The sequence below is a fragment of the Rhodanobacter geophilus genome (genome assembly GCF_040812275.1).
GTDB classification, from domain to species: Bacteria; Pseudomonadota; Gammaproteobacteria; order Xanthomonadales; family Rhodanobacteraceae; genus Rhodanobacter_A; species Rhodanobacter_A geophilus.
In genome coordinates, this window is the sequence record NZ_JBFOHL010000011.1 from 16,665 (window position 1) to 30,115 (window position 13,451).

Annotated in this window: 12 protein-coding genes; 7 read left to right on the forward strand and 5 right to left on the reverse strand. The window is 67.1% G+C overall.

Annotated features, from left to right (window positions below; translation table 11 throughout):
• Positions 1-70 precede the first annotated feature (70 nt).
• From hslV to ABQJ56_RS12835, 6 genes are all read left to right on the forward strand, one after another.
• Positions 71-640: an ATP-dependent protease subunit HslV gene (gene hslV, locus ABQJ56_RS12810; protein ID WP_367845401.1), complete on the forward strand. Its 570-nt coding sequence runs from the start codon at positions 71-73 to the stop codon at positions 638-640.
• A 62-nt stretch (positions 641-702) separates the two neighbouring features.
• On the forward strand, positions 703-2,040 hold the full coding sequence (hslU, locus tag ABQJ56_RS12815; protein ID WP_367845402.1) for an ATP-dependent protease ATPase subunit HslU: 1,338 nt from the start codon (positions 703-705) through the stop codon (positions 2,038-2,040).
• Between the two features lie 170 nt (positions 2,041-2,210).
• On the forward strand, positions 2,211-2,825 hold the full coding sequence (locus tag ABQJ56_RS12820; RefSeq protein WP_367845403.1) for a hypothetical protein: 615 nt from the start codon (positions 2,211-2,213) through the stop codon (positions 2,823-2,825).
• Between the two features lie 125 nt (positions 2,826-2,950).
• Entirely contained in the window at positions 2,951-4,669 is a 1,719-nt protein-coding gene (locus ABQJ56_RS12825) for a thiamine pyrophosphate-dependent enzyme (RefSeq protein ID WP_367845404.1), read from the forward strand.
• A 159-nt stretch (positions 4,670-4,828) separates the two neighbouring features.
• Positions 4,829-5,734, forward strand: coding sequence for a ribokinase (gene rbsK, locus ABQJ56_RS12830; protein ID WP_367845405.1), 906 nt, complete (start codon positions 4,829-4,831; stop codon positions 5,732-5,734).
• Positions 5,731-6,072, forward strand: a complete 342-nt coding sequence (locus ABQJ56_RS12835; RefSeq protein WP_367845406.1) for a nicotinamide mononucleotide transporter — start codon at positions 5,731-5,733, stop codon at positions 6,070-6,072. The genes rbsK and ABQJ56_RS12835 overlap by 4 nt, the downstream gene beginning before the upstream one ends.
• Before the next feature lie 4 nt (positions 6,073-6,076).
• Here ABQJ56_RS12835 and ABQJ56_RS12840 read toward each other — a convergent pair whose 3' ends face one another.
• The 5 genes from ABQJ56_RS12840 to rpmH form a co-directional block, all read right to left on the reverse strand.
• Positions 6,077-7,714 carry an ATP-binding protein gene (locus ABQJ56_RS12840; RefSeq protein WP_367845407.1) on the reverse strand — a complete coding sequence of 546 codons (1,638 nt, stop codon included), beginning with the start codon at positions 7,712-7,714 and terminating at the stop codon, positions 6,077-6,079.
• A gap of 115 nt (positions 7,715-7,829) precedes the next feature.
• A complete protein-coding gene (gene mnmE, locus ABQJ56_RS12845) occupies positions 7,830-9,173 on the reverse strand; it encodes a tRNA uridine-5-carboxymethylaminomethyl(34) synthesis GTPase MnmE (protein ID WP_367845408.1) in 1,344 nt (447 codons plus the stop codon).
• Positions 9,174-9,368: 195 nt separating this feature from the next.
• Positions 9,369-11,075 (reverse strand): membrane protein insertase YidC, encoded by a 1,707-nt coding sequence (yidC, locus tag ABQJ56_RS12850; protein WP_367845409.1) that lies wholly within the window; start codon positions 11,073-11,075, stop codon positions 9,369-9,371.
• Positions 11,076-11,167: 92 nt separating this feature from the next.
• Entirely contained in the window at positions 11,168-11,566 is a 399-nt protein-coding gene (rnpA, locus tag ABQJ56_RS12855; RefSeq protein ID WP_367845498.1) for a ribonuclease P protein component, read from the reverse strand.
• 14 nt (positions 11,567-11,580) lie between these two features.
• Complete coding sequence (rpmH, locus tag ABQJ56_RS12860) at positions 11,581-11,715, reverse strand: 50S ribosomal protein L34 (protein ID WP_007510029.1); 135 nt, start codon at positions 11,713-11,715, stop codon at positions 11,581-11,583.
• A gap of 221 nt (positions 11,716-11,936) precedes the next feature.
• On the opposite strand from rpmH, the gene dnaA reads away from it, so the two are divergent.
• Entirely contained in the window at positions 11,937-13,277 is a 1,341-nt protein-coding gene (gene dnaA, locus ABQJ56_RS12865; protein ID WP_367845410.1) for a chromosomal replication initiator protein DnaA, read from the forward strand.
• Positions 13,278-13,451 lie beyond the last annotated feature (174 nt).

A 13,451-nucleotide genomic window follows, 5' to 3' on the forward strand; every position in this document is an offset into this window, starting at 1 on the left:
GGGCGGGTTTGTTCCGCATTGAAGCTCCCGCAAGCTGACCCCATCTGGTTCGCTCAACCTTGGAGCTTTTATGGAATCCTTCCACGCCACCACCATCATCAGCGTGCGCCGCAACGGCAAGGTCGTGATCGGCGGCGACGGCCAGGTCACCTTCGGCAACACGGTGATGAAGGCGAACGCGCGCAAGATCCGCCGGCTCGGCAAGAACGCCGACGTGCTGGCCGGTTTCGCCGGCGCCACCGCCGACGCCTTCACCCTGTTCGAGCTGTTCGAGCAGAAGCTGGACAAGCACGGCGGCAACCTCACCCGCGCCGCGGTGGAAATGGCCAAGGAATGGCGCACCGACCGCCGCCTCGGCCGCCTCGAAGCGATGCTGGCGGTGGCCGACAAGGAGGCCTCGCTGCTGATCTCCGGCAACGGCGACGTGCTGGAGCCGGAACACGGCCTGATCGCGATCGGTTCCGGCGGCCCCTACGCGCAGTCCGCCGCGCTGGCGCTGATGGAGAACAGCGAGCTCGACGCCCGCGCCATCGTGGAGAAGGCGCTGAAGATCGCCGGCGACATCTGCATCTACACCAACCACAACACCACGATCGAGGAACTGGAAGCGGGAACGGGGAACGGGGAACGGGGAACGTGAGCCTCCCCGTTTCCTCAAGCCCGACGTTCCCTGTTTCCCATTCCCCGTTCCCGGCGAAGCCCATGTCCGAACTGACCCCCCGCGAAATCGTCAACGAACTCGACCGCTACATCATCGGCCAGCACGACGCCAAGCGCGCCGTGGCGGTGGCGCTGCGCAGCCGCTGGCGGCGCATGCAGCTGGAGCCGGCGATGCGCAACGAGATCACGCCCAAGAACATCCTGATGATCGGCCCCACCGGCGTCGGCAAGACCGAGATCGCGCGCCGCCTCGCCACGCTGGCGAACGCGCCGTTCGTGAAGGTGGAGGCCACCAAGTTCACCGAGGTGGGCTACGTGGGCAAGGACGTGGAATCGATCATCCGCGACCTCGCCGACGTGGCCTACAAGCTCACCCGCGAGCAGGCGATGAAGCGCGTGCGCACGCAGGCCGAGGACCGCGCCGAGGACCGCATCCTCGACGCCCTGCTGCCACGCCGGCAGGCGCCCAGCGACTGGAGCCACGACCAGGTCGCGCCGGCGACCGACAGCGATACCCGCCAGAAGCTGCGCAAGCAGCTGCGCGAGGGCGCGCTGGACGAGCGCGAGATCGAGCTGGACTTCGCCATGAACGTGGGCGTGGAGATCATGTCGCCGCCCGGCATGGAGGAGATGGGCGCCCAGTTGCGCCAGATGTTCCAGAACCTGGGCGGCGCCAAGAGCCAGCACCGCAAGCTGGCGATCAAGCTGGCGCGCCCGTTGCTGATCGACGAGGAGGCCGCCAAGCTGCTCAACGACGAGGAGATCCGCGCCCAGGCAGTGGAGGCCGCCGAGCAGAACGGCATCGTCTTCCTCGACGAGATCGACAAGATCGCGCAGCGCTCCGAATGGGGCGGCGCCGGCGTCAGCCGCGAAGGCGTGCAGCGCGACCTGCTGCCGCTGGTGGAAGGCTCCACCGTCTCCACCAAGTACGGCCCGCTGAAGACCGACCACATGCTGTTCATCGCCTCGGGCGCGTTTTCGCTGGCCAAGCCGTCCGACCTGATCCCCGAGCTGCAGGGCCGGCTGCCGATCCGGGTGGAGCTGTCCGCGCTCAGCGTGGACGACTTCAAGCGCATCCTGCGCGAGCCGCACAACGCGCTCACCAAGCAGTACGTGGCCCTGCTCGGCACCGAGGGCGTGGCCCTGGAATTCACCGACTCCGGCATCGACCGGCTGGCCGAGGTGGCCTACCAGGTGAACGAGCGCACCGAGAACATCGGCGCCCGCCGCCTGCACACGGTGATGGAGCGGCTGCTGGAAAAGATCTCGTATGACGCCGCGGACAAGTCCGGCGAAAAATACCTGATCGACGCCGAGCAGGTAGACAAAAGCCTCGGAACCCTGATCCGCAACGAAGATCTCAGCCGCTACATCCTGTAAGGCCGGCGCGCGAAGTGAAGCACGGAGCGGTTCGCCGCCGCCGTGGCACGAACCGCCGACAAAAATGTCCAAACTCGCTTTTTCGGCGAATTTGACTTCATGTTCGCCGAACTTGAGTGCAAACATCCTCTGAACAAGCGGAGGGGGGACTCTGCTAAAATAGGCCCGTTATGGCAAAGATCCTCGAGTTCAAGACCAATGGCCTGCGCGCCCAGCTGCGCGAGGCCCAGCAGCAACACACCATGGTGCGCCTGTGGCGCAACGAGCTGGAACACGGCAGCTTCTGCGGTTACGTGGGTGGCGTGGGCCGCGAGTTCATCCTGCTGTGGGTGGTCGGCGACGGCGTCACGGATGACGGCATCTACGTGATGCGCCACCGCGACATCTCCGAGCTGGAGTCGCCGGAACGCCACCATGCCTTCATGGCCAAGGCGCTGGCGCTGAAGGGCATCGCCCCGCGCCTGCCGCGCGCTTTCCCGCTGGACTCGATCCGCGAGGCGGTGCAGGCCGCCGGCGCGATGTCGCCGGTGATCGGCGTGCACGTGGACACCGAGGAAGAAGAGGAGGTCTGCTACATCGGCCACCTCGCCAGCGTCGACGACGACGGCTTCTACCTGCAGGAGCTCAGCCCCGACGCGGAATGGATGCGCCAGGCCTCGTTCTTCGCCTGGGACGAAGTGTCCACGCTCAGCATCGGCGACGGCTACGCCCAGTCCCTGCTCGCCGTCGCCGGTCCCGCGCCGGCGCTGGAGCCCGGTGACGCCGGCATCGGCCACATGCCCTGACGTCGCGCCACGGCCCTGAAGAACCGGAATGCCCGCCTTTCGGCGGGCGTTTTTTTGGCGCTTTCACCCGGAATTTCCGCGCGATGACTTTGAATCGGTGGCTTCCCCGCTCGCGGAGCACGCCCATGGCCCGGAAGAAAGTCGCGGACATCATCGTCGAGACCCTGCAGGAGGCCGGCGTGAAGCGCTGCTACGGCATTGTCGGCGACACCCTCAACCACATCACCGATGCGATCCGCCGCAGTTCGATCGAGTGGATCCACATGCGCCACGAGGAAGCCGGCGCGATGGCCGCGGGTGGCGACGCCCTGCTCAGCGGCGAGCTGGCCGCCTGCGCCGGCGCCTGCGGGCCGGGCAGCCTGCACTTCATCAACGGCCTGTTCGAGGCGCACCGCAACCGCGCGCCGGTGGTGCTGATCGCCACCCAGGTCGCCACCACTCAGCTGGGCATGGATTTCCCGCAGGAAGTGGACCTCAAGGCCATCTACGCCACCTGCAGCCACTTCTGCCAGCCTATCCACACGCCCGCGCAGGCGCGCCGGGTAGTCGCGCTGGCCGCGCAGGCGGCGCTGAACAAGCGCGGCGCCGCGGTGGTGATCGTGCCCGGCGACATGGCGGCGATGGAGGTGGACGAGGGCCTGCCGTTCCGCCCGCACCATCCACAGCCGCTGCTGCGGCCCTCCGATGCGGAGCTGGACACCATCGCCGCGCGGCTCAACGCCAGCAAGCGCATCGTGCTGTATTGCGGTTCCGGCTGCGAAGGCGCGGGACGCGAGGTGGTGGCGCTGGCCGACAAGCTGAAGGCACCGGTGGCGCACACCTCGCGCGCCAAGGATTTCATCGAGCCGGACAACCCGTACAACATGGGCATGACCGGCATCCTCGGCGTGGAATCCGGCTTCCACGCGATCGACGCCTGCGACACCCTGCTGCTGCTCGGCGCGGACTTCGCGTGGAGCCAGTTCTACCCCGGCGAGGCCACCCTGATCCAGGTGGACAGCGACGCCACCCACCTCGGCCGCCGCCACCCGGTCGACCTCGGCGTGGCGGGCGACATCCAGGCCACGCTCGCGGCGCTGCTGCCGCGGCTGCAGGCGCGCGAGGACAACGCCTTCCTGCGCAACTGCCGCGAACGCCGCGAGAAGACCCTGCAGCAGCTGGCCGCGCAGGAGCATCCCGGCAAGGACGGCCTGATCCACCCGCAATACCTCACCCGCCTGATCGACCTGCATGCGGCGGAAGATGCGGCCTTCACCGCCGACGGCGGCAGCCCGATGGTGTGGCTGCTGCGGCACATCCGCAGCAACGGCAGGCGGCGCACCCTGACCAGCCTGGTGCACGGCACGATGGCCAACGCGATGCCCTCGGCGCTGGGCATCCAGAAGGCCTTCCCCGGCCGGCAGGTGATCGCGCTGAGCGGCGACGGCGGCCTCGCCATGCTGCTCGGCGACCTGCTCACCGCGATCCAGGAACGGCTGCCGATCAAGGTGGTGGTGTACGACAACGGCTCGCTGGGCTTCGTCGAGATGGAGCAGAAGGTGGACGGCCTGCTCGACAGCTACACCGACCTCAAGAACCCCGACTTCGCGAAAGTGGCCGAGGCGATCGGCTTCCACGCCCGCCGCGTGGAACAGGCCGGCGAACTGGAGGACGCGGTGCGCGACCTGCTGGCCCAGCCCGGTCCCGCGCTGCTCGACGTCAAGGTCAACCGCTACGAACTGGTGATGCCGCCGAAGATCGAACCGGGCCAGGTGCTGCACACCGCGCTGTACTCCGCCAAGGCCGTGCTCGCCGGCCGCGGCAGGGACGTGGAGGAGCTGCTGCGCAGCAACTTCGACGATTGAAGCCAGCCGCGAAGAAGAAGGCCAAGGCGAGGAGCCAACCGCGCGAAAGCATTTCGTCACGGCGGCGCACCGCGGTGGCAAGGCCTCGCGGACTCCACACCACCCGCCACGGCGTTTACTCTTGCCCTTCCGCGACACCCTTCGTGGCAAGAGGAACGCATGACCCGCATCGTCGTCGTCGGCAGCATCAACATGGACCTGGTCACGCTCGCGCCGCGCTTTCCCGGCCCGGGCGAGACCCTGCTCGGCCATCGTTTCCTCACCGCCCACGGCGGCAAGGGCGCCAACCAGGCGGTGGCCGCCGCGCGACTGGGCGCCGCAGTGGCGATGGTCGGCGCGCTGGGCCGCGACGCCTTCGGCGACCAGTTGCATCAGGGCCTGGCGAAGGAGGGCATCGATCTTGCCCATGTCGCGCGACTCGACGACGTGGGCAGCGGCAGCGCCTCGATCACCGTGGCCGAAGGCGAGAACCAGATCATCGTGGTGCCCGCCGCGAATGCACGCGTTACCCCGGCGCAGGTGGGAGCCGCGCGTGAAACCATCGCGCATGCCGACGCCGTGCTGGTGCAGCTGGAAATTCCGCTGGATGCCGTCGAAGCCGCGTTGCACCTCGGCCGCAGGCTCGGCGTGCCCGTCATCCTCAATCCCGCGCCCGCGCAACAGCTGCCGCGTGAATGGCTGCCACTGGCCAGCTACCTCATACCCAACCAGCACGAACTCGCCACGGCACTCGGCGAAGACGCGCAAACGGACTTCCGCGAGCTGATGCGCCGCGCGCCGTGCCCCGTGGTGCTCACCCGCGGCGGCGATGGCGCGTGGTACCGCGACGACGCGCACCCCGAACCACGGCACCAGCCTGGCTTCGCCGTCGAAGTGATGGACACCACCGGCGCCGGCGACACCTTCAACGGCGCGCTGGCGGTGTTCCTCGGCGAAGGCCTGCCGCAAGCCGTGGGCAAGGCCTGCGCCGCCGCTGCACTGTCGGTGACCCGGCTGGGTGCGCAAGCGGGCATGCCACGGCAAACCGAACTGGATGCATTCCTCGCGGACCCATCCCGCGCATGAGCCTGCTGGAGATCGCCGCCAACCTGCTGGCCGGCGCATCCATCCTCCTGGCCGGGCGCAACAGCGTGCACACCTGGTGGACGGGCATCGTGGGCTGCGGCCTGTTCGCCCTCGTGTTCCTGGATAGCCGCCTGTACGCCGACGCCGTGCCGCAGGCCTTCTTCGTCATCACCAGCATCGTGGGCTTGATGCGGTGGTGCCCTGCAAAGGGTCGAGAGTCTATCGACCGGTTCGCCTTGGATGGGTCGATACAGCCATTTGATTGGAAAGCATTTTTCTTGCGTATCGCCCAGCGGTATCGAGTTTTATGGGGAGATAGTCTGGCGTTTGTCGCATAGATGCCTATGACATGGCCCAGTAACGCCGCCATCGTCGATCGCCCTCGAATCGAACTTCGCCGTGGGCGATGAGCGTGTCCAGTGTGCGCTTGACCTGACGCGGATGGATTTCCTCGCCGATGCGTTGGTGGATGTCGCCAATGGCCGAACGTGGGTAGCGGCGAAGGTCTTCGAGGATCAGCGCTGACAGGCGATGCGGCTCGATGCGCTTCAATGTGGTTTCCGCGGAGAACTGCAGGCTGCGCAGCAATTGCGGATCGATGAAATAGCGGGTGGCCTGGGTGCGGCCGGCACTTTGCACGATGCCCCAATCCGCAAGACGATGGAGCCACGGAGAGAGGGCATCCGCCGATGACAGTTCCAGCATCGACACCAGTTCGCGTGCGGTCATGGCGTCGTGCTGCGCCAACATGCCGAGAGTGATGCGCTCGCGCTGGGTGAGCTGGTAGGTCTGGTCCGCCTTGGCGATGAAGTCGATGATTTCGGGCCTGGGAATGCGTCGACGCACGGTGACCTGGACGCGATCGAAGGCCTCCGTCACCTCTGGCACCTGGCGCCCCTGCGAAAGCAGGACTTCGTACATCTTGTCGAAGCCGCTGCCTTCGCGTTCCATCAGCTTCAGGTCGTGGAACAGCCGAGCCAAGTGCTCGTTGCGGCGCACGGTGGTGTGCAGCACGTTTTGCGGTGTCACCCCCAGCGGCAGCGGCCCTGGATTGACGACCTCCAGGCGATCCGGATGCAGATTGAGGAAGATGTCGCCGCGCTGGGTGTAGGGACGATGCACGAGCGCGTTGACCAGCAGTTCGCGCACCACCACCTCGTCGAACGCAGGCAGTTGCTGACGATAGAGGCCGTCGGGCAGTTCGTAGCGTTCGCGAAAATCAGGAATGGTTTGCCAAACGCTATCGATCAGGGTCATCGGGTTCTGGGTGTAGTCGTCCCAGACCAGCTTGTTCACCTTCAGGCCGTGGGCGTCGTACTTGATGAACTGGATGACGGGCGCGCACGGCAATTGGGCACGATGGCGTTGTTGGCCAAGGCACAGGATGCCCAGATGCGTCAGATAAGGGCCATGCGCAAGCTGATAGTGGTCCAGCGTTTCATCGATCGTCTTTTCCTTGATCGACGGTTTGACGCGGTCGGATGCACGCAGCGCGGCGATCAGCCGTTCGCAGGTTTCCGGATCGACCTCGGATCGGGGAATGAGCAGCGTGGTCTGGGTTTCCCACGGCAAGGCTGCGCGTTCGGTAGCCAGACGCAGTACGTCGTCACCGGTTACCGGTTTGCTTTGATCGGCGACACGCAGGAAGTAGCGGCCGTCGGTGGTTGAGGCCACGGCGACGGAACGGGGAATGCGCAGGTCGATGTATTGGCCGCCATTGGGCGCCGTGACGGTTTCCGGCAGTACGACGGCATTGACCGTGCATTCGGCGACTTTGCGCCGGATGAGGTCGGCCAGATCACCAGGAATGCGTTGATCGGCGGGAGGTTCGCCCTGGTCGTCTTCGATGCCGATCAGCAGGTGGCCGCCCGAGGCATTGGCGAAAGCTACGCAGTCCTTGGCCAGCTCTTTCCAATCGGCTGTCTTGCCCGCCACCGAGCGCAGCGATTTCTTGTCGAGTAACTGTCCTTCCTGGCTCATGGCGGCGCCCCCTCCGTGCAAGCTTAGCAGTCCCGCAAGATGCGCCGAAGCCTGTGTTGCCCATCCGTTCCTGCGATTGATCGTGCCCTGAGCGGATGCTTCCTAAATACCGATGTCACTTCCCGATGCAGAACGAACCAAAGATCGCTCCCAGCAAATCGTCACTGGTGTAGGCACCGGTGATCTCGCCCAATGCGTGCTGGGCCTGGCGCAGTTCCTCGGCGGCGAGTTCGCCAGCGCGGATGGTGGCGAGGGCATGGGCGGTGCGGGCGAGATGTTCGCGCACGGTTTCCAGCGCGAGCACGTGGCGGCGACGTGCGCTGAACGCGCCTTCGCCGCTGCCGGCGCCGGCGAGTTGCTTGAGGTGGTCGCGCAGGGCGGCTAGGCCGGCGCCGGTTTTCGCGGAGGCCCACAGCCAGTGGATGCCGTCGCGGGTTTCCGCGTGCGGCGCGGCGTGGGCGAGATCGATCTTGTTGACCAGCACCACGCGTGCGGCGCCGGCGGGCAGGGCGTCGAACAGGGCGAGGTCGGCTTCGGCGTGATCGGCGTCGGTGACGAGCAGGGCCGCGTCGGCGCGGGCGAGTTCGCCGTGGGCGCGGCGCACGCCTTCGCGCTCGACTTCGTCGTCGGTGTCGCGCAGGCCGGCGGTGTCGGCGAGTTCCAGCGCGATGCCGTCCAGCGCCACGCTTTCGCGCAACACGTCGCGGGTGGTGCCGGCGATGGCGGTGACGATGGCGCGGTCGCTGCCGGCGAGCGCATTCAACAGGCTGGACTTGCCGGCATTGGGGCGGCCGACGATGGCCACGCGCAGGCCGTCGTTGAGGCGCAGGCCGCGTTGCGCTTCGCGCAGCAGTTCGGCGAGTTGCGTGCGCAGGCTTTCGAGCTGCTGCGCGATGGCCGGATCGGCGAGGAAGTCGATCTCCTCCTCGGGGAAGTCGATCGCGGCCTCGATGTGCACGCGCAGCGTGATCAATGACTGCAACAGCGCGTCGACGCGACGCGAGAAGACGCCGTCCATCGAGCGCAACGCGGCGCGCGCACCGGCCTGCGAGCGGGCGGCGATCAGGTCGGCCACGGCCTCGGCCTGCGCCAGGTCGAGCTTGCCGTTGAGGAAGGCACGCTCGGTGAATTCGCCGGGACGCGCCAGCCGCGCGCCGAGTTCGCAGATGCGGCGCAGCAGCGCGTCGAGCAGCACCGGGCTGCCATGCCCTTGCAATTCCAGCACGTGCTCGCCGGTGTAGGAGGCCGGGGCGGGGAAGTGCAGCAGCAGGCCGTGGTCGATCGGCTCGCCCTGCGCATCATGGAAACTGGCGAAGTGCGCATGGCGCGGGCGCGGTGCGCGGCCCAGCAGGGCCTGCGCGATGGCCGGCACCCGCGGCCCGGACACGCGCAACACGCCCACGCCGGCGGCGCCGGGTGCGCTGGCGATGGCGGCGATGGTGTCGGTGGCTGCACTCATGCTGTGGGAGGTAGACGCGAGGTTCCGGATTTTGCGGGAACGTCATCCCGGCGAAGGAAGGGGTGGCGGGACACACGATACGGCGCGGACCGCCGGCCCGCTCCACGCAGGAGAGGATAAACAGACACGGCCGCGGCGGTTGCCCGGCGCGGCCGTTTGATTCTCGCGATCATGGATGATCGCAAAGACCACGCATCAGGCCGCCTTGGCCGCCGCCTCCTCGCGATCCACGTGGTGGGTGATCCACCACTGCTGGCCCAGGCCCACCAGGCCGTTCACCGCGTAGTAGAGGCACAGGCCCGCGGGGAAGAAGGCGAACATCACGGTGAACAGCAGCGGCATCACCTTCATCATCTTCGCTTGGGTGGGGTCCATGCCCGCCGCGGCCGGGTTCAGCCACTGCGTGCCCAGCATCACCAGCGCGTAGATCACCGGCAGGATGTAGTACGGATCGGGCGCGCTGAGGTCGGGCATCCACAGGAACGGCGCGTGGCGCAGCTCCAGCGAGTACTCCAGCACGTAGAACAGGCCGTAGAACACCGGCAGGGTGATCAGCACCGGGAAGCAACCCGCCATGGGGTTGACCTTCTCCTTCTTGTACAGCTCCATCTGCGCCTGCTGCAGCTTCGCCTTGTCGTCGCCGTAGCGCTCCTTGAGCGCCTGCACGCGCGGCATCAGCTTGCGCATCTTGGCGCTGGAGCGGTACTGCATCGCCGTGAGCTTCCACGTGACGCCCTTGATCGCGAGCACCAGCAGGATGATCGCGAGGCCCCAGTTCTTCACGATGGAGTGGAAGAACGAGAGGATGCCGTGCATCGGCACGGCGATCGCCTTGAACATGCCGTAGTCGATGGTGAGGTCCAGCCCAGGCGCCACCGCATCCAGCTGGCCCTGCCGGTTGGGTCCGACGTACAGGCGCGCCGTGGCATCCACGCTCTGCCCCGGTGCCACGCTGAGCGTGGGACCGATCGCGCGGATCAGGTAGCGCGGGTGTGCGCTGCCCGGGTCCACCGTGTCGGTGGCGTAGTGCGCTGTCTCGCCGGCCGGCGGAATCCACGCGGCGAAGAAGTACAGCCTGAGCATCGCCGCCCAGCCGCCCTTGAAGTCGGCGTTGAGCGTGTCCTTGGGTTCGGCGAAGTCCTTGAACGACAGCTTCTCGAACTTCTCGCCGGTGTACCAGGCCGCGCCCTGGAAGCTGCGCGACTCGGGATTGGAGATGTTCTGCAGCCAGTTGCCGGTGTGCGGCGGCTCGGTGCGCAGCAGCTGGGTGTAGGCATTGCCCTGCCATGGCGCGCTGTCGCCGTTGGCGATCTTCTGGTCAAGCGCGATCACGTAGCTGCCGCGGATGAAGCGGTAGGTCTTGGTGACCTTGAGGCCCTTGGCGTCCTGCCAGGTCAGCGGCACATCCAGTTCGTTCTGACCAGGGGCCAGCGTGTAGCTGGTCTGCGCAGCCTGGAACACGGCGAGATGGTTGGGCTGGTCCGCCGCCGCGGGATCGCTGCTGCTGACCAGGCCGTTCTGCGCCACGAAGTAGTGCGTGTCGCTGTTGTCGAACAGGGTGACCGGCGCGGGGTTCGGATCCTTGTGCGTGCGCGGCGCCACCGGGTAATCCAGCAGCTGCGCCTGTACGAGGCTGCCGCCGCGGGTGTCGATGGCGAGGCGCAGCACATCGGTGCTGACGGTGACCAGCGTGGCGGATGCGCTGCTGCCGGCGCCACCGGCATTGCTGATCGCCGGCGTGCCGGACTGGGTATTCGGCACACCCGGCGTGCTGGCCGCGTTCGCGACGCTGCTGCCGGCAGCCGGAGCCGGCGGCGCCATGTAGTCCTTCTCCCAGGCCATGAACAGCAGGTAGGCCACGGCGAGCAGGGCGAACAGGAGGAAGTTGCGTGTTTGGTTCATCAGGTCACGGATCCGGACGACGTCACGCGGCACGTGGCCACTGGCGAAAGGGGAAGGTCAACACGCGATTGTGGCGGCGGCATCCATCGGCATCAATGGTGCGGAGCGGATGCCGCGGGCGCGGCGGCAGCCGGCGGCCCCGGGCGGATCGCCGCGAGACGCCGCCACAGCGCCTCGGCGTCCGCCAGCAGCTCTGCGCCAGGCAGGCCGGCGGCCTGCTCGCGCGCCGTCACCACCAGATCCACCGGCGGCAGCTGGTCGCGGATGCGACGGAAGGATTCGCGCAGCAGGCGCTTCAGGCGGTTGCGCTCGACCGCGCGCTTGGACACCCGCTTGGAGATCGCCAGGCCCAGCCGCGCGTGGGTCAGTCCATTGGGTCGGTAGCGCAAATGAAAACAGCGGCCGCCGAGGCGACCGCTGCTCGTGCGCAACGCTGCGAAGTCGCCGGCCAGACGCAGCCGCAGTTCGCGCGGCAGGCCGGCGGGGCGCATCACGAGCGATCCGCTTACGGGATCAGGCGCTTGCGGCCCTTGGCGCGGCGGGCGTTGAGGACTTTGCGACCGTCGGCGGTGGCCATGCGGGCACGGAAGCCGTGGGTGCGGGCGCGCTTGAGCTTGCTGGGCTGGAAGGTCCGCTTCATGGCATTGCTCCGAAGGGAATGGTATGTGGATAAAAAGGTTGGAAATTATGCGGGGCGCAGGGTCGCGATGTCAAATCGGCGCGGTTTGCCTCGCGGCGGGCCGGGTCGCGGCCTGTGGATATCCGTGTGGGCGGATCGGGGATCGGCAGGCCGGAGCGTGCTGCTAGACTAGTCCGTCCACCCCGCGCGCAAGCGCCCCTGCCTGTGGACGAGAAACATTCATGAGTGAGTTGTGGCGGCGCTGTCTGGAGCGTCTGGAAGGCGAATTGAGCGCCGAGGATCTGCACACCTGGCTGATGCCGCTGCAGGCCCGCGAGGACGACACCGGGCTGGCCCTGTTCGCGCCCAACCCGTACACGCTGGACACGGTGCGCGAGCGTTACCTGCCGCAGATCACCCTGCTGCTGGGCCAGCTGGCCGGCCGCGCCTTGCCGGTGCGGCTGGAAGTGGGTTCCAGCGCGCCGCGCGCCGCCGCCAAGCCCGTCGCGACACCCCGTGCCGCCACGGTGGCTGCGCCCGCCGCGGCACCCGCGCCGGCCTTCAACCACAACCTCGATCCGCACTACACCTTCGAGACCTTTGTCGAGGGCAAGTCCAACCAGCTCGGCAAGGCTGCCGCGATGCAGGTGGCGCAGAACCCCGGACGCGCCTACAACCCGCTGCTGCTGTACGGCGGTACCGGCCTTGGCAAGACCCACCTGATGCATGCCGCCGGCAACCTGATGCGGCAGAACAACCCCGCCTGCAAGGTGCTGTACCTGCGCTCGGAGCAGTTCGTGGGCGCGATGATCGAGGCGTTGCGCACCAAGAGCATGGACCAGTTCAAGTTGCGCTTCCGCTCGGTGGATGCGCTGCTGATCGACGACATCCAGTTCTTCGCCGGCAAGGACACCACGCAGGAGGAGTTCTTCCACACCTTCAACGCGCTGTTCGAGTCCAAGCAGCAGATCATCCTCACCTGCGACCGCTACCCCAAGGAAGTGGACAAGCTGGAGCCGCGGCTGAAATCGCGCCTCGGCTGGGGCCTCAGCGTGGCGATCGAGCCACCGGATTTCGAGACGCGCGCGGCGATCCTGCTGGCCAAGGCGCACGACAAGGGCGTGGCGGTGGACGAACACGTGGCGATGCTGCTGGCCAAGCGCATCCGCTCCAATGTGCGCGACCTCGAGGGTGCGCTGAACACGCTGGCGGCGCGCGCGAATTTCTATGGCAAGCCGATCACCACCGATTTCGCCGAGGAAACCCTGCGCGACCTGCTGGCCACCCACGCCCAGGCCGTGACGGTGCCGAACATCCAGAAGATCACTGCCGAATACTTCAACGTGCGCCTGCAGGACCTGCTTTCCAAGCGGCGCGTGCGTTCGCTGGCCCGACCGCGGCAGATGGCGATGGCGCTGTCCAAGGAGCTCACCGACCACAGCCTGCCCGAGATCGGCGAGGCTTTCGGCGGCCGCGACCACACCACGGTGCTGCACGCCTGCCGCACCATCAAGAAGCTGTGCGAGGCCGACGCGCGCATGCGCCAGGACTGGGAACAGCTGATCCGCACCCTTACCGGTTGAGTTTTTCGCCCGGCATGCGCACAAGTTCTTGATAAGCTGGGCGGGAAGCTGTGGATAATGAGTGGATGAAGGACGAGGGCAAGTTATCCACATTCCGCCCACCTCGAAGGCACCGCTTTCCGCACACCCGAATTTCGATGCAAGATGTTGATTTAAAAAGATTAAATCGCGTGG